General features: G+C 63.0%; 17 protein-coding genes. 8 read left to right on the forward strand and 9 right to left on the reverse strand.

The window, feature by feature from the left end:
* Positions 1-234 precede the first annotated feature (234 nt).
* The 5 genes from NMG46_RS15585 to NMG46_RS15605 form a co-directional block, all read right to left on the reverse strand.
* A complete protein-coding gene (locus tag NMG46_RS15585) occupies positions 235-3189 on the reverse strand; it encodes a sarcosine oxidase subunit alpha family protein (protein ID WP_254818523.1) in 2955 nt (984 codons plus the stop codon).
* Positions 3186-3482 (reverse strand): sarcosine oxidase subunit delta, encoded by a 297-nt coding sequence (locus NMG46_RS15590; protein WP_254818524.1) that lies wholly within the window; start codon positions 3480-3482, stop codon positions 3186-3188. Before NMG46_RS15590 ends, NMG46_RS15585 begins: the two co-directional genes overlap by 4 nt.
* A gap of 13 nt (positions 3483-3495) precedes the next feature.
* A complete protein-coding gene (locus NMG46_RS15595; RefSeq protein ID WP_254818525.1) occupies positions 3496-4752 on the reverse strand; it encodes a sarcosine oxidase subunit beta family protein in 1257 nt (418 codons plus the stop codon).
* Positions 4753-4762: 10 nt separating this feature from the next.
* Positions 4763-5911, reverse strand: a complete 1149-nt coding sequence (locus tag NMG46_RS15600) for a Xaa-Pro peptidase family protein (protein ID WP_254818526.1) — start codon at positions 5909-5911, stop codon at positions 4763-4765.
* 73 nt (positions 5912-5984) lie between these two features.
* The gene (locus tag NMG46_RS15605; RefSeq protein WP_254818527.1) at positions 5985-7175 is read right to left on the reverse strand and encodes a M24 family metallopeptidase; all 1191 of its coding nucleotides are present in this window, start codon (positions 7173-7175) and stop codon (positions 5985-5987) included.
* A gap of 242 nt (positions 7176-7417) precedes the next feature.
* Between NMG46_RS15605 and ehuB the strand changes: the two genes are divergently transcribed.
* From ehuB to NMG46_RS15630, 5 genes are read left to right on the forward strand one after another with little or no spacing between them, the layout of a single operon-like run.
* On the forward strand, positions 7418-8287 hold the full coding sequence (ehuB, locus tag NMG46_RS15610; RefSeq protein WP_254818528.1) for an ectoine/hydroxyectoine ABC transporter substrate-binding protein EhuB: 870 nt from the start codon (positions 7418-7420) through the stop codon (positions 8285-8287).
* 55 nt (positions 8288-8342) lie between these two features.
* Positions 8343-9071, forward strand: a complete 729-nt coding sequence (gene ehuC / locus NMG46_RS15615) for an ectoine/hydroxyectoine ABC transporter permease subunit EhuC (RefSeq protein ID WP_254818529.1) — start codon at positions 8343-8345, stop codon at positions 9069-9071.
* Complete coding sequence (gene ehuD, locus NMG46_RS15620) at positions 9068-9727, forward strand: ectoine/hydroxyectoine ABC transporter permease subunit EhuD (protein WP_254818530.1); 660 nt, start codon at positions 9068-9070, stop codon at positions 9725-9727. The genes ehuC and ehuD overlap by 4 nt, the downstream gene beginning before the upstream one ends.
* Positions 9724-10503 (forward strand): ectoine/hydroxyectoine ABC transporter ATP-binding protein EhuA, encoded by a 780-nt coding sequence (ehuA, locus tag NMG46_RS15625; RefSeq protein ID WP_302895675.1) that lies wholly within the window; start codon positions 9724-9726, stop codon positions 10501-10503. Before ehuD ends, ehuA begins: the two co-directional genes overlap by 4 nt.
* The gene (locus tag NMG46_RS15630) at positions 10500-11228 is read left to right on the forward strand and encodes a GntR family transcriptional regulator (protein WP_254818531.1); all 729 of its coding nucleotides are present in this window, start codon (positions 10500-10502) and stop codon (positions 11226-11228) included. The genes ehuA and NMG46_RS15630 overlap by 4 nt, the downstream gene beginning before the upstream one ends.
* Positions 11229-11335: 107 nt before the next feature.
* Here the strand turns inward: NMG46_RS15630 and NMG46_RS15635 are convergent, their stop codons facing one another.
* Complete coding sequence (locus tag NMG46_RS15635) at positions 11336-12007, reverse strand: helix-turn-helix domain-containing protein (protein WP_254818532.1); 672 nt, start codon at positions 12005-12007, stop codon at positions 11336-11338.
* A 355-nt stretch (positions 12008-12362) separates the two neighbouring features.
* Here NMG46_RS15635 and NMG46_RS15640 point away from each other — a divergent pair, with 355 nt between their 5' ends.
* Together NMG46_RS15640 and NMG46_RS29910 are read left to right on the forward strand one after the other, a co-directional pair.
* Positions 12363-12725 (forward strand): VOC family protein, encoded by a 363-nt coding sequence (locus tag NMG46_RS15640; RefSeq protein ID WP_254818533.1) that lies wholly within the window; start codon positions 12363-12365, stop codon positions 12723-12725.
* Positions 12722-13054, forward strand: coding sequence for a DoxX family membrane protein (locus tag NMG46_RS29910; RefSeq protein ID WP_368389299.1), 333 nt, complete (start codon positions 12722-12724; stop codon positions 13052-13054). Before NMG46_RS15640 ends, NMG46_RS29910 begins: the two co-directional genes overlap by 4 nt.
* 107 nt (positions 13055-13161) lie before the next feature.
* Here the strand turns inward: NMG46_RS29910 and NMG46_RS15645 are convergent, their stop codons facing one another.
* Entirely contained in the window at positions 13162-13404 is a 243-nt protein-coding gene (locus NMG46_RS15645; protein WP_254818534.1) for a DUF1127 domain-containing protein, read from the reverse strand.
* Between the two features lie 145 nt (positions 13405-13549).
* Here NMG46_RS15645 and NMG46_RS15650 point away from each other — a divergent pair, with 145 nt between their 5' ends.
* Positions 13550-15067, forward strand: coding sequence for a winged helix-turn-helix domain-containing tetratricopeptide repeat protein (locus NMG46_RS15650; RefSeq protein WP_254818535.1), 1518 nt, complete (start codon positions 13550-13552; stop codon positions 15065-15067).
* 31 nt (positions 15068-15098) lie between these two features.
* Here the strand turns inward: NMG46_RS15650 and NMG46_RS15655 are convergent, their stop codons facing one another.
* Both NMG46_RS15655 and NMG46_RS15660 read right to left on the reverse strand, forming a co-directional pair.
* Positions 15099-15491, reverse strand: coding sequence for a GFA family protein (locus tag NMG46_RS15655; protein WP_254818536.1), 393 nt, complete (start codon positions 15489-15491; stop codon positions 15099-15101).
* A 173-nt stretch (positions 15492-15664) separates the two neighbouring features.
* Positions 15665-16513, reverse strand: coding sequence for a 3-keto-5-aminohexanoate cleavage protein (locus NMG46_RS15660; RefSeq protein ID WP_254818537.1), 849 nt, complete (start codon positions 16511-16513; stop codon positions 15665-15667).
* Positions 16514-16526: the final 13 nt, after the last annotated feature.

Genomic DNA, 16526 nt, shown 5'->3' on the forward strand with positions numbered 1-16526 from the left:
GGCAAGCGCAGGCGCTTGCGTGCCTTCGTCTAGAGCCAGCCAGAGGCGGCGAGGTGCAACGCGGATAATTAGAAGCCCCTTGTGGCGAACCGTCTCTCCGACCGAAGCGGGAAGTTTCTTGCCCAGCGGGCCGAGACGCTCTTTTCGAATTGCGTCAATGTCGCGTCCCAGCCCTCGATCTGGATGAGCGGACAATCTGCCAGGGACAGGCTGAAATCCCGAGAAGAGGTCAAGCTAGCCATGCAGCCGTTCTCCCTGTGGATCGACGAATACCGGCGAGACAACGCGGGCGCGAACCGTTTCGGCCTTCATGGGATAAACTGCTACGACCTCGCTTCCTTCTGCCGCGACATCACCGGCAAGCAGGGCCAGCCCGACATAATGGCCGCGTTCGGGGCTGAAAGTGACGGAGGTGACGCGACCGCGCCCATGGCCATGGGGTTTCTCATCCGGCAGGAACAGGATGGCGCCGCCGCGCAGGCGTTTTCCGTCCTCAATGCATTCCAGTCCGACCAGGCGCTGTCGGTTGGGGGCCTGGAGGGCAGGGCGCCGTCGCAGGACGTCGCCGACGAAGCCGCTGCGCTTGCCCGCCATGCGGCCGAGGCCGAGATCGTCGAGCGTCGTGCGCCCGTCGATCTCCGGTCCGGCGACATGGCCCTTTTCGACCCGCAGCGCGCCAAGCGCCTCGACGCCGTAGGGCTTCAGGGCAAGCAGTCTGCCGGCTTCGAGCAGACAGCTCCAGAGCTGTTCACCGGCAGTGGCGCCGACATAGATTTCGTAAGCGCGCTCGCCGGAATAACTGAGACGCAGGATGCGGAGCCCACGACCCTCCCACTCGCTTTCGAGTAGTCCCATGTGCGGAAGTGCCTCATCGGAAACGTCAAGGGCAGGAAAAGCAGCACCGAGGATTGCGCGGCTGTTAGGCCCGGCAACCGACATCGCCGCCCATTCATCGCTCACGGAGGTCACGGCTACCCGCAAATCCGGCCAGGCCGTGTCGAGCAGGAATTCGAGACGCGACAGCACATCCGCGGCCTTGGCGGTCGAGGTCGTCATGAAGAACCGGTTTTCCGCCAGCCGCGTCGTGGTGCCGTCGTCGAAGACGATACCGTCGTCGCGCAGCATGATGCCGTAGCGGGCGCGGCCTACCGCCAGTTTGGCAAAGCCGTTGGCGTAGACGCGATCGAGGAAGATTGCCGCATCCGGGCCCCGGACATCGATCTTGCCGAGCGTGGAGATGTCCATCAGCCCCGCGGCCTGGCGCACATTCCGCATTTCGGCGACATACGCGTCGTTCACGTCACGTCCCGACTGCCGGTAGAAATAGGGCCGCATCCAGAGCCCGACCTCGAGCATCTCGGCGCCGTTCGCCATGTGCCAGTCATGCATCGGCGTGCGGCGGATCGGCTTGAAATGATGGCCGATGGCGCGCCCGGCAAGCGCGCCGATGGCAACCGGCGTATAGGGCGGGCGGAAGGTCGTGGTGCCGGTCTCAGGAATCGTTGCGTTGCGCAGCGCTGCCATCGCGGCAAGTGCGGGAAAATTGCTGGTCTTGCCTTGGTCGGTGCCCATGCCGAGCGTAGTGTAGCGCTTCAGGTGCTCGACCGATTCATAGCCCTCGCGATGGGCGAGCTCGATATCCCCGGTTGTCACGTCCATCTGGAAATCGACGAAGGCCTTTGCACGTCCAGCGGGCAGGGCTTCGCGAAGGACGCTCGAGCCGGTCTCACCGAGATCGAGTTTCGATGGAGCGGACACTGGTGCCGACTTGCCGCAGGAGGCTGCCGCTTCGATGCCGGCGCGATGGCCGTCCTCGATGGCAGCGACTGTCGCATAGGCTCCTATCATTGCACCGGCGCCGAACTGGCTGGCTGAAAAGACGCCCGGCACGAAGCCGTCAATGTCGTCGCGATACACAGGTTTGACACCGAGGTGTGAGGTGAGATGCACGGTTGGCGACCAGCCGTCGGAGATGCAGACCAAGTCGCAGGCGGCCGAAGATTGTCCCTCCGGACCATTGAGCGTTACGCGCCTGACGGCATGGCCGCCATGCAGGTCGACGATGCGCGTTGCGGCCCGCACCACCACGCCGAGCCGTCCGGCTTCTGCGGCAAGTGCTGCGGGCGGGACGGGGCGCAGATCGGCAACCGTCACCTCCGCGCCGGCTGCGGCATAGTCGAAGGCGGTGCGCCAGGCACCGTCATTGGTGGTGGCCACGACGATTTTCTTGCCCGGCAGGACGGCGAAACGGTTGAGATAGGTCCGGGCGGCCGAGGCAAGCATGACGCCGGGCCGGTCGTTGTTCGAGAACACCATCGGCCGCTCGATGGCGCCGGTGGCGAAAACGATCGAGCGGATGCGCAGCATAGTAACCGTTTGCCGTGTCTCGCCATTCGGCTGCGGATTGGTTGGATCGCGCTGTTCGACCAGTCCAAGGACATTGCCGTCATAGCTGCCGAAAGCGGTCGTCCGCTTCATAAGCGTGATGGTTTCGAAGCCCTCCAACTCGGCCTCGGCCTGCCTCAGCCATGCGGCCGCTGCGCTGTCGGACGGTTCCGCCAGAAGCTGGCCGCCAAGCAGGAAATCCTGCTCGATCAGCGCGACTCGCGCGCCGGCCGCGGCGGCCGCCCGCGCCGCCGACAATCCCGCCGGGCCGCCGCCGACGATGGCGACATCGGCGAAGGCATGACGAACCTCGTAGTGGTCGGGATCCACGCCGGTGCCGGCTCTGCCCAGACCGGCAGCCTTGCGGATAAAGTGCTCGTAGAACATCCAGGCGCGGCGCGTCGGGCCCATGAAGGTCTTGTAGTAGAAGCCGGCGGACAGAAACGGTGCCAACAGCCCGTTGACGCTTTGCATGTCGAAGGCAAGCGATGGCCAGCGGTTCTGACTCTCCACGACCATACCGTCGGCGAGTTCCAGTGTGGTCGCCGGCAGGTTCGGCTCGCGCCTCCCGGCGGTCCCGAGCGTAACCAGCGCATTCGGCTCTTCGGGTCCGGCGGAAAAAATGCCGCGCGGGCGATGATATTTGAAGCTGCGCCCGACCAGCGTGACGCCGTTGGCGAGCAGCGCGGAGGCAAGCGTGTCGCCGCGATATCCAGCCAGCTTGCGGCCGTCGAAGGTAAACTCGACCGGCTGCTCGCGAATGATGCGGGCACCCACCGACAGCCGTTTGCGGTTTGAACTCATGCCGGGGACTTCCTGAGAGTTGATTTCCTGGCCGGCAATTTTCTGGCGAAGTCGACGGCTGCGATGGCGTGGTTGCGTGTGTCGCGTTCGACCACCAGCCATTGCCGGCAACCGGTCACGTGCTGCCAGAATTCACGGTGCGGCCCGGCCGGGTTTGTCCTGATATAGACATAACGGTACCAGGCCTCCGGATCGGGATCGTCATGGGCCGGTCGCTTGACCGAGGCATCGCCGCCATAGCGGAACTCGTCATGATCGCGCGGGCCGCAGCAGGGGCATTCGATGCGCAGCATTTTGTCCCGCCTCCTATTGCAGCCAGGCTAAAGGGCCCGCGCCGGCCTCGTCGAGCGTGTGGCCGGTGCGGAAACGATCGAGCCCGTAGGCCGCGATCAAGGGATGCGGTTTGCCGGTGGCGATCGTGTGGGCGAAGCACCAGCCCGAAGCCGGCGTCGCCTTGAAGCCGCCATAGCACCAGCCGCCGTTGAGATAGAGACCCTCGATGGGCGTCGGGCAGATGATCGGGCTGGCATCGGGGGTCATGTCCATGACGCCGCCCCAATGTCGAAGCAGGCGGACGCGCGAAATGCATGGCATCAGCGCAATCGCTGCCTCCGCCACTTCGCGCACGACTCCGAGATTGCCGCGCTGGGCATAGGAATTGTAGCCGTCGAGATTGCCGCCGAAGACCAATCCTCCCTTGTCCGACTGGCTGACGTAGAAATGGTCGGCGCCATAGGCGACGACGTGATCTACCAGTGGCTTCAGCGGCTCGGTGACGAAAGCTTGCAGCACATGGCTTTCGATCGGCAGTTCAAGCCCGGCTTTGGCGCCGAGCACGGACGTGTGGCCAGCGACCGCGAGGCCGACCTTGCCGGCGCCGATCCGGCCTTTCGTCGTTTCGACGCCGACGATCCTGTCGCCGTCACGGACAAAGCCTGTCACCTCGCAGTTCTGGATGATGTCCACGCCATGGCTGTCGGCGGCACGCGCATAGCCCCAGGCGACGGCGTCGTGGCGTGCCGTGCCCGCGCGGCCCTGAAAGATCGCGCCATGGATCGGGAAGCGGGCGGTGTCGGAAAAATCGAGATAGGGCACCAGCCGGCGCACGTCTTCGCGGTCGAGGATGTCGGCGTCGATGCCGTTCAGCCGCATGACGTTGGCGCGGTGGCTGAAACCGTCGAGCTGATCGGCCGAATGCGCGGTGACGAGTTGACCGCGCTGGGAGAACATTACGTTGAAATTCAGCGCCTGAGACATGTCCTCCCAAAGCTTCATCGAGAATTCGTAGAACTGGGTGTTGCCATCGAGCAGGTAGTTGGAGCGGATGACGGTGGTGTTGCGGCCGACATTGCCGCTGCCGACATAACCCTTTTCGAGCACCGCGACGTCACGGATGCCGTGGTTCTCGGCGAGGTAGAAGGCGGTGGCGAGGCCGTGTCCGCCGCCGCCAATAACGATCACGTCATAGGACGATTTTGGCTCCGCGGCCCGCCAGGCTCGCTGCCAGTTCTTCTGGCCTGACAGCGCGTTGCGGAAAACCGAAAATGCCGAGTAGCGCGCCATGTGTGCAGGCCTATCGAATGATCGGGCCGGCCGGCGTGCGGGTAAGCACTTCGGCGCCCGCCCCGGTCAACAGCACCGTGTTGGAGACGAAGTCATTGCCGCGACCCGTGCCCATCAGCCACGACAGGATGTGGAAGCTCATCCCGGTTTCGATCTCGAGGCCGGAATCGTGTCGCAAGCCGGTCACCGAATTGCCACCGGTCCATGACGGCGGCTGGCCGGCGCCGACAAGGTAACCGCAGTGATGGCGGCGATAGTGGGAAAGACCGGCCTCGTCGGCGACGGCCTGCCAGGCGGCGTAGACATCGCGCGCCTTGGCGCCCGGCCGTAGCGCCTCGACGACCGCGTTGAACGCCTTGGCGGTCACCTCCGCCATTGTGGCGTCTTCATCGCTGATGTGGCCGATGCGAACGAGCCGGCCGAGCGGGGCGTGGTAGCGCGAGATGCACCCGGACAGTTCGACAAAGACCGGCTCGCCCTTGCGGTAGATCCCGTCGCCCCAGGTCGTGTGCTCTTCACCCAGGCGCGCGGCCGGGCGGATGAACGGTCCGAAGCCCGGCGCATGACCGCCGGCGCGGATCATTGCCGCAACACATTGGGCGGCGACCTCCTGTTCGGAAGCGCCATCCGAGATCGCCGCGATCGCGGCACCGGCGGCGGCGTCCGTCACTTGTGCCGCCCGCCGCATCAGCGCCTGTTCTTCAGCGCTCTTCACCCGCCGCATTTTGTCGATCAGACCGGAGACATCGCTCCACTTTGCATCGGCTTTCATCTGGAGTGCGACGGCAAGTCCATGACTAAGGCCGGCTGTCCAGTATTCGAGGCCGATCCGCTTGCCGGATAGGCCGAGCTCTGCAAGCACCCGCGCGGCAAGATCGGCTGCCGTTTCGCTGTCGGAATGGCCACGGAATTCCGCTGCCTTCACCTGCTTCTCGATTGTCACCTTCTCCATCGAGCGGGTGACCAGCACAGGTTTTCCCCGGAGCAGGACAATCAGCAGGTGAGGGGCAAAATACCCCCAGTGATCAAGCCCGGTGAGATAGAAGACGTTCTCCGGCGAGGCAAACACTGCCGCGTCGAGCTCACGCTCAATCAGTGCAGTACGGACCTTTGCCAGGCGGCCGGCGATTTCGGCTTCGGAAAAAGGATTGCGGTCCATCGGGCGTCCTCGTGCTTGTTGCCGGCTTGCTGGCGGGCATGGTCCTTCGGCAGCCGGTTTCCCGGCCGCCATGTCAGTCGATGACGATGAGTTCGCGCGCCACATCGCAGAGGCGTTTGCCGCCGCGTTCCGTGACGACGAACGATTCCGAGATGGCGATGCCGAAATCGTCGAGCCAGACGCCGGCCATGAAATGGAAGCACATCCCAGACTGCATCTCGGTAGTATCGCCCGGACGAAAGCTTGTGGTGCGTTCACCCCAATCGGGCGGGTATGCGAGCCCGACCGGATAGCCGACGCGGCTGTCTTTCTTCAGCCCGTTCCGTCGCAGGACTGCCTGCCAGGCGGCTTCCACCTGTTCGGCGGTGTTGCCGGGGCGCGCCTTCTCGAGGCCAGCGTCCACGCCCTCGACGATCGCCTTGGCCATGTCGAGGATGGCTTGCGGCGGCTCGCCGAAATGTACCGTCCGGGTCAGCGCCGCATGATAGCGGCGGCGCACGCCGGCGATCTCCAGAATGGCGAGGCCGCTGTCCGGCAGCGGCGCGTCGGACCACGTCAGATGCGGCGTGCTGGTGCCCTCGCCAACGGGCATAAGCGGACAGATCGCGGCATAGTCGCCGCCCGCTCCGGGCATGCCCATGATCTGTGCGTGATAGATTTCCGCAATGACATGGTTCTGCGGCACGCCGGGCCGCATTTTCTCGATGGCGCGGTTCATCGCATGCGTGCAGATCGCACCCGCCTCGCGGATCAGCACCAGCTCGGCTTCGGATTTGACCAGCCGCGCCCAGTTGACGAGATCGTGGTTGTTGGCGAAGTGCGCGTCGGGCAGTCCCTCGACAAGGTGGGCGTGGCAGCGCGCAGTGTAATAATGCGCGTCCATCTCGACGCCGATACGGGCCTTTTCCCAGCCGCGCGACCGGATCAGTCGGGCGAGTTCGTCATAGGGGTGTTCGACGGGCTGCTGCACCAGCCGCTCCGAGAACGGCACGATGTTTGTCTCCGGCAGGCCGGTTGTCAGGCGCGCGCTCTTGGCATCCTGCGCCCTGCCGAACCAGATCGGCCGATCCTCCTCCAGATGGACGAGGACGCACTGCGGAACATAGAACGACCATCCGTCATAGCCGGTCAGCCAGCACATGTTGGCTGGATCCTGACAGACGATGAGATCGAAGCCGGCTTTTTGCATGCGTGTCTTCACGCCGGCGAGGCGCTGCCCATACTCCGCTTGCGTGAATGTCCCGAACCCGTCCGCGGTCGCCACCGAAATGCTTGCCTTCCAGGTACGCCGCTTGCCCTTTGATCAACATGGGCAAACAGGCCAAATTGTGCACAACTCGACGTCAATTTGTTGGCTAACTACGAATTATCGCCGAGTTTTCATGGTTTCTATATCTCTGCTTGCGAAATGTCTAGGGCAGTTGTATACGTCTTATCAAGCAGGCGTCGACCTCGAAGAAGGCCGCGCCCTGGGAACCATCCACAGTTGTCCAATGGGAGAAAAGCATGCTCAATTCATCAATATCGCGCCGCATGGTCGTGAAAGCGGCTGCCTGCATCGCGCTCGCCGCGACGTCATTGACGCCGCTATCCGCTCACGCCGAAACCACCCTCGAACGGGCCAAGAAGGACGGCTACATCCGCGTCGGTTTCGCCAACGAGGCGCCGTTCGGTTACGCCACGCCTGACGGCAAGCTGACCGGCGAGGCTCCTGAAGTCGCCAAGGCGGTGCTCGCCAAGATGGGCATCCCGCAGGTTGACGGTGTGCTGACCGAATTCGGTTCGCTCATCCCGGGTCTCAAGGCCGGCCGCTTCGACATCATCGCCGCCGGCATGTTCATCAACCCGAAGCGCTGCGCCGAGATCAATTTCTCCGAGCCGTCCTACGGCATCGGTCAGGCCATGCTGGTCGCAAAAGGCAATCCGAAAGGCGTGAAGGACTTTTCCAGCTTCAAGGAAAATCCGGATCTCAAGCTCGCCGTGATGGCCGGCGCGGTCGAAGGCGGTTACGCCAAGGACGCGGGCGTCGCCGATGGACAGATCGTCGCCTTGCCCGACCAGTCCAGCCTGGTCGCGGCCGTCCAGTCGGGCCGCGCCGACGCTGCTGCGCTGACCGCTCTTTCGATCGCCGACATGGCCAAGAAAGCCGACGGTGTCGAATCGACCAAGCCCTTCGGCGAGGTTGCCGGCAAATCGGTGAAAGGCCATGGCGGCTTCGGCTTCCGCAAGGAAGATACAGATCTGCTGGAGGCGTTCAACGCCGAGCTGAAGAAGTTCATCGGTTCGCCGGAGCATATCGCGCTGGTCGAGCCGCTCGGCTTCGGCAAGGACTACCTCCCCAACAAGACCACCGCGGAGCTTTGCGCGGGCAAGTAGGTTCCCAACTGCTGGCGGCGCGAAAGCGCCGCCCTTTTTTTCCCGGGGGAATCGCATGGGTATCCGTACGCTCGTTGCCATGCTGGTCATCGCGCTCGTCGTGATCGGCGCCTTGGCAACACAGGAAAGCTATCGAGTGTTCATGCCGGGGCTGCTGCAAGGCGCGGTCCTGACAATCGAGATCGCCGTCCTCGGCAGCCTGCTCGCAATCGTCATGGGCGTGCTTGCAGCACTTGCACGGATGTATGGCCCGGCGCCGCTCAGATGGCTGGCCACGGTCTATGTCGAAATCTTCCGCGGAACATCGGCGCTGGTACAATTGTTCTGGCTGTTTTTCGTGCTGCCGCAATTCGGCGTCACGATCAACGCTTTCGTGGTGGCAGTCCTGGCACTCGGCCTGAACGTCGGTGCCTACGGGTCGGAGGTCGTGCGTGGCGCGATCCTGTCGGTCGCTCGCGGCCAGTGGGAGGCGTGTACGGCATTGAACATGAGCCGCCCACAGATGTTGCGCCGGATCATCCTGCCACAGGCCTTTGTCGCGATGATCCCGCCCTGGGGCAATCTGTTCATCGAGCTTCTGAAATCGACAGCGCTGGTCTCGCTGATCACGCTGTCCGACCTCGCCTTCAAGGCGCAGCAAATGAACCAGAATACGTTCAAGACCATTCCGATCTTCACACTTGTCCTTTTGATGTACCTGGCAATGTCGCTGGTTCTCACCATCGGCATGCGGCTTCTCGAAAGGCGGGCATCGATCGGACTGGCGCGAGGCAAGGCAGCATGATTTGGGACTGGGCATTTGCTTTTGAAATCCTGCCGGTGCTCGCCCGCGCGGCCATCGTCTCCATCGAGGCGACGCTGATCGGCTTTGCACTTGCCGCCTCGCTTGGCCTGGTGCTGGCCGTCGTCCGTATCGCCGTGCCGTGGACCGGCTGGACAATTTCGGTGCTGGTCGAACTGATCCGTTCGACCCCGCTGCTTATCCAGATATTCTTTCTCTATTTTGTCTTTCCGAAATTCGGTGTCGTGCTCGACGCCTTCACCGCCGGGGTGCTGGCCATCGGCATCCACTATGCCGCCTATTGCTCCGAGGTCTATCGCGCCGGTTTCGACAACATCCCTCGCGGCCAGTGGGAAGCCTCGATCGCACTTAATCTTTCGGCCTGGACAACGTTCCGCGACATCATCATTCCGCAGGCGATTCCGCCGATCGTTCCGGCGCTCGGCAACTATCTGGTTGCCTTGTTCAAGGAGACGCCATTGCTGTCCGCAATCGCCGTGCTGGAGCTGATGCAGACGGCCAAGATCATTGGCTCCGAAACCTTCCGCTACACCGAGCCGATGACGCTGGTCGGCCTGTTCTTCCTTGCCATGAGCCTGGTTTCTGCTGCGCTCATTCGCTCCCTCGAAGGCCTGCTCAACCGGAGGACCATGCGATGACGGAACAACCGATGGTTCGCTTCGACAATGTATCGAAACGCTACGGCACGTTAACCGTTCTCGACGGGCTTAATCTGGAAATAGCACGCGGCGAAAAGGTCTCCATCATCGGCCCGTCCGGCTCCGGCAAGACGACGGTGCTGCGCATGCTGATGACGCTGGAGACGATCAATGACGGTGTCATCTGGGTTGAAGGCGAGCCGCTGACCCATATGGAAAGGAACGGCAAACTTGTTCCCGCCGATCTCGCCCACATCCGAAAGATCCGCGCCAAGATCGGCATGGTGTTCCAGTCGTTCAACCTGTTCCCGCACATGACGGCGATGCAGAACTGCATCGAGGCACCGATAACCGTGCTCGGCATGAAGCGGGCCGATGCGGAGGCGCGTGCCGCCGAACTGCTCGACATGGTCGGCTTATCGGATAAGAAGGACCACTATCCCTCGCAGCTCTCCGGTGGTCAGCAGCAGCGTGTCGCCATCGCACGCGCTTGCGCCATGCGGCCCAAGATCATGCTGTTCGACGAGGTGACCTCGGCCCTGGACCCCGAACTCGTCGGCGAAGTGCTTGAAGTCATCCGAAAACTTGGTAGGGAGCATGACCTCACCATGCTGATGGTCACCCACCAGATGGGATTTGCCAAGGAATTCTCTGATCGTGTCTGCTTTTTCCACGCGGGCAAGATCTGCGAGCAGGGGCCGCCAGGCGAGTTGTTCGGCACCCCCAAGAACGAGCGGACACGGCAGTTCCTGCACGCTGTCCTGGAGGCTGGATGACGCTTGAGACAGATGCCACGCCCACAGCCGTGACCGCCGCGCCGCCACGTCCGCTCTCGGCCCGGGAGCGATTTGAACGCATTTACCGGATACTGCGCGACCGCATCTGCCTGCTCGATTATGCGCCGGGAAGCCATCTGTCCGAGGAAGAACTTGCCCAGGAATTCGAGATCAGCCGCACGCCGGTCCGGCGTGTCCTGGCGCGGCTCGAATCCGAGGGTCTGGTTCAATCCGTCCACGGCGTCGGCACGATCGTCACCGATGTCGATATCGAGGAATTGCAGCAGGTCTATCATTTGCGCCTGGAGCTGGCGCTCCTCGTCGGCAAGCTTTCGCCGATCCCGCGCACGGCGGACGATCTCGACCGGATACGGGCGCTCATCGCGCGTTGCGATGCCGATATACTCAATCCCGACCAGCGCGCTTTCCTGCGCCTCAACATGGATTTTTTCTACGAGCTCACGGCGATGACCGGCAACCAGCCGCTGCGCGAGATCAGCGAGCGCCTGTATTTTCAGGTCGCGCGCGTCGTCCTGAAGATGATGCCGCAATTGGGCCTTGTCGAGGAGTTCACCGCGTTCCGCCGCGAAATGGAAGAGGTCCTTGCCGCCGCCGAGATCGGTGACTGGGAGTCCATAGGGCACATAAGGCGGGCGCATATCTCAATGAGCTTTCGCCGCATGATGCGTCATGCAGGCGAGGCCAATCTGGATGGAGCAACATAGTCAGCCCCTCGGGGTTGTGCTGGCCGCCAAGGTCGGCGCCAGCGATAGTCAAAACCGAATGTGCGGTTTCATAGCAGTCTCCTCTGGTCGAAGAACGCGCCGAGAATTCACTGGCAGTGCAGCAGATAATGAATCTGTCGCGGGGTGCTTCCCGTCAGGCGGCGGCTCTCGCGGACAAGATGTGCCTGGTCGGAATAGCCCGCCTCGGCCGCTAGCATGGCGGTGGAGCTGCTGGAGCGGCTCGAAAGCCGCAGAAAGCGCTGGTAGCGGAGGATACGGTCAAGCGTCTTGGGGCCATAGCCGAAGCTCGTGTCGAAGCGCCGGCGCAACGTCCTTTCGCTCATCTCGAGCGCGCGCATCAACCAAGGGACGAGCGGCGCGTCGGGTGGCGGCCCGCGCTCGATCAAACGATATGCCGCCTGCATGGGAACGTCGGTCGCGGGCGCGGGCACCTCCTCGGCGACGACCTGTTGGAGCGAGCAGGCCAGATCCTCGAGACTGTCGCTGGCGCGCACGCGGCTGGCGAGGCGGCGAGCTCGCGCCCCCCACAAATCGTCGAGCGACAGCCTCTTGCCGACCAGCTCGATTTGCGGCACGCCGAGCCATGCCGCCGCCGCGGCAGGATGGAAGCGCAAGCCGATCACGACCTCGTCCGCCGCTAGAACCTCGGTCTGCGGTTCCTTGTCAGGGCCGGCAATTCGGAAGCTGCCTCCGATCCATTGCAAATCGATCGTCGTGTCGGGCATGATGACGATTGGCGGTGAGTCCGCCGGGTCCATTCGATGCACCCACACCGAAGCAAAGCTCCCGCGAAGCCGCGCCGACGCTGGACGTTGCTGAAATGAACCCGTTGCCTGCGCTGGGACGGGATAGCTCATCTCGCTCCCCTTCGGATTAGCGGCGGTGAACCTACGGCGCAGCGGCTGCGCCCGGCCGTCGCTCGAGACAACGTCTTCCAATCGAGAACGGTTGCAAGAATCGGTTGTTTTCTTCCGGCCGGAACGAAGAGGGCAGGTGGGGGCGATGGCACGTGCATCGCCGTCGGCAGCGCCGTCAATGGCCGTTCTGTTCAATAAGGCAAGCGAGATGCGTGCTTATCTTTCGGCGTCGTACATCACATGAGAGGTATGCGTCATGAGCAACAAAAACGACCAACGGATCGACTATGTCGAATTCAACGTGAAAGACATTCAGCGGTCACGCGACTTCTACGGAAAGGCGTTTGGCTGGACCTTCACCGACTACGGCCCGCAATATTGCGAGTTCAACGATGGGCGCTTGTCAGGTGGCTTTGCTGCTGGCCCAGCGAGGTCCGGAGGAGGCCCGCTCGTCATTCTCTATGCCAATGATCTGCCGGGAACGGTCAAGCGTGTCGAGGAAGCGGGAGGCAAGATCGTCAGGCCGATTTATGGGTTCCCTGGTGGCCGGCGCTTTCATTTCGCGGACCCGGACGGTTACGAGCTAGCGGTTTACACCGAAGACGGCAGCAATGAATGATCGCGTTCCTCCCACCTCGGGTTGGTTTTGCTCGGCGACGTCTTGATTTGGGCGGGCGCCGAGCATGTCCTCAGATTTCGGGCGATTGCAGCGTCCCTGGCCGGGCGGGGCTTCCTGCTCCCAAGCCTCTTCTCGCGGCCGGACCGGTGCTGGAGATCGCAGGCGGCTTTTGCCTCGCAACGGGCCTTGGTGGGCCCTTTCCCGCCGCGGCCCTGGCCGTATTCGCCATTACGGCGTCGTTCATGGCGCTCAACTTCTGGCCTACAGCGGCGATGAACGCGAAGCGCTTCGTACCGGCTTCACCAATGTTGCCGTCTTGGGCGGGTTGATTGTCGCCGCGACCACTAGCCTGTGATCATCATTTCGGGGCGGCGGCTTCGTCTTCATCTGCAATCAGCCGCTGGTCGTTGGTGATCCGGTGTTGTGCAGCATCCGCCTATCGCTGCCAGAAGGGCAGCTTGGCGATCTCTTCCTCGGCCTGTCGCCTCGTCAGACCGATATCGTCGATCAGATGGGGATTGGTCTCCGCCAATCGCTTGAGATCCCAGCGAAAGCGTGTCGGCTCGCGCCAGGCCGCGATAATGCTTCGCAGCGTCGCCAGGCTGTAGCGCCGAGGCGATGCTTCCGCCGGCCGCGTTGCCTCAAGCGGGGCCGAGGCAAAGGTGGGAATATCGTTCATGGCAACCTCCATGTGGTTTGAGGGGCCCATACGATTTTGGGAGTGTAGGGCCCTCGACCTGAAAGAGGCTGAATTCTGCAGGATACGACCGGCGTCGTAATTAAGCTCTCCCAAATAGTTCTCAAAACTTCCAAACGGGCTATAGATGCGCCGTATGCAGGGACCGCGCTTTGCCTTTGGTCCGTTCGTGCTTGATCCGGGTGCGGGAACGCTCCTTCGGAACGATGTCCCCGTTGCCGTTAGCTACCGCGGGCTAAAGCTGCTTGCGGCGCTCGTCGGACGGTCCGGCGAAATCCTTGAAAAGGCTGAGTTGATGGACGCGGCGTGGCCGGGTACAGCCGTCGAGGAAGGCAACCTAACCGTCCAGATCGCGCTGCTGCGGAAGCTGCTTGGCCCGGCCGCCGACGGCGGTGAATGGATCGCCACGGTTCCGCGCGTCGGCTACCGCTTCACGGGCGCCGTCGAACAGCTCGGCGTCGCGAAGCGAAAACCTTTGCCGCTGCCCGACAAACCATCGATAGCCGTGCTGCCCTTCGTCAATGTCAGCAACGATCCCGAGCAGGAATCCTTCGCGGACGGGTTGACCGAAGACCTGATCACCGACCTGTCGAGGGTCTCCGGCCTGTTCGTCATCGCACGCAACTCGGCCTTTGCCTACAAAGGAAAGGCGATGGACGTGCGCGGGATCGCTGAGGACCTTGGCGTGCGCTACCTGCTGGAGGGTAGCGCAAGGCGCGCCGCAGGGCACGTGCGCATCAACGCACAACTGGTCGACGCGGTGAGTGGCGATCATCTAGGGGCGGAACGCTTCGATCGCAGCCTGGAAGATATTTTTGCCGTTCAGGACGAGGTCACCGACAAGATCGTCGCGGCGTTACTCGGCCGGCTGCGCGCACCGCCGCCGCGCAATCGGCCCCAAAATCTCGAGGCCTACGATCTCTGCGTGCGGGCGCGCAAGCTGATGGATGATTCGCCGCTGACGGCGCAGGAAGCACATCTGATGCTGACCCGCGCGGTTTCGCTCGATCCGGAATATGCCGAGGCCTATCGCTGGCTTGCCATGAACCACTGGATGGGATGGGTGCATTCCGGCGGACCAACCGAAACATCCCGTAGCGCTGCTTTGGAACTCGCGCGCAAAGCCGTGGCGATCGACCCCAACGATCCCGGCTGCCGCTGGGTTTTGGCTTACCTGCTTGCCTACGAGCGCAGCTTCGCCGAGGCGGATGCCGAATTCGCCAAGGCGATCGAGCTCGACCCGAACGAGGCCGATGCCTGGGCGGCATTGTCCGACATCGTGGTCCTGGCCGGACGGGTCGAGGAGGGTCTTGAGCACATTCGCAAGGCGTTCCGGCTGAATCCGTTCCCGGCAAGTTGGTATTATCTCGCGCTCGGCCAGGCGCAATATGCAGCCGGCGAATACGAAGCCGCTGTCGAGACACTGCGCAGGGACGAGACCTATCGTACAAGCTCACGCCGTTTCCTGGCGGCAAGCCTTGCCCAACTCGGCCGGCTCGACGAGGCGCGCGCAGAGGTCGAACTGTTTCTCGTCGGTAACCCGCATTTCACAACCCGCCACTGGGCGGCGACGGAGCCATTCCGCGACGCTGCGACGCTTGAGCATTTCGTTGACGGCTTCCGTAAGGCCGGCCTTCCGGAGTGACGCGCCGGCGCCGTCGCACGGTTCGTGCGACCTATTCCTCAAAGCGACCCGTGGCGTCACGATCGCGCTCGTATCGTCTCGTGACCGGAAACGGCGGCAACCAGGACTCGCGACGGATGATCCAGCTTTCGTAGGTTGGCATCAGTTGGTCAGGCGCATCCAGGGATCCCAGGTTCACTTCGATTTCGTCGCCGGTGCGTCCGAAAATGGACGATCCGCAGCGGGGACAGAAAAACCGCCCGGCGTAGTCGCGTGGTTCGCCGTCGACCATCACCGCATCCTGAGGAAATATCGCGGAAGCGTGAAAAAGGGCTCCATGATGCTTGCGGCAGTCGAGACAGTGACAAAGGCCGACCCGGTATGGGCGTCCCGACGCGACAATTCGGACGTTGCCGCACAGGCACCCGCCGGTGAATCGGTCCATGCTGCGTCTCCTCCAAAATCAAGCGGCCGGAATGGTTACAACGACCGGCACTGTTGTTGCAATCGCCGCGCCGCGGGCGGGGACATGTCGTTCTTCCGTGGCGATGACATTGCAGCCGCCTCTCTATGCCTTATGCGACCTTGCCGCCGAAAATAGGCTTTGGTTTGTCATTGTCATATGGAACGAAACGGCGCGTTCCATTGAGCCGCCAACTCGGCGGCCGAGGCGAGCTTGACTCCGCAGTCGGCGAGTATGCGTGCGACCGTCGCTACCGCCTCGGCGTTGGACGAGGCTGTGCTGCCGTTCGGAAGGAAAAGATTGTTTTCGAAGCCGACCCGGACATGGCCCCCAAGCAATGCGGCGGCGGTCACGCACGCTGCTTCGTTGCGGCCGAAGGCGCAGACGCTCCAATGGTCGAAGTGCGGCATGTTCGCCGCGAGGAATGGCAAGAGATCGGCAGGAACGGACGTCTGTCCCGGCGTGTAGCGGCCCAGCACGTAGAGAACCGGTATGCTTGCCCAGGGGATCAGTCCGCGCTGCTGCATGTCCGAAAGCCTGACGGCCTCCTCGGGCGAATAGAGGATGATCTGTGGCGCAACCCCCTCGGTGTGCAGCCAGGCCATGAAGCGCACGAAGGCGAGTTCCGATCCGGCTTCAGGAACGATTTCGCGAAGCGCCAGGGAGACAGCTTGCGGCTTCACATCTTGTACGACGGCCATCTGTTGGGCCGGCGAATAGATACCGAGTGCTTCGGAGGTGATCTGGATTACCAAGCGGTCGCCGGCAGCACCGCGGATGGCGGCGATCGCCTGGCGGTAGGCGTCGGCGTCGAGCAGATGATTGCCGCTTCGGTCGCGGACATGAACGTGGATCATAGCCGCACCGGCATCGGCGCATTCCGCGGCCGTCCTCGCAAGTTCGGCTGGTGTCAGCGGAATCGCCGGATGGTCGGCCTTGCTGCGACGTCCCCCATTCGGGGCGACGGCTATGGCGATGCGGTCGAGACCATGGGTCGGCTTCATAGGAACGTTCTGC

Source organism: Mesorhizobium sp. LMG 17147, from assembly GCF_024297145.1.
GTDB lineage: Bacteria > Pseudomonadota > Alphaproteobacteria > Rhizobiales > Rhizobiaceae > Mesorhizobium.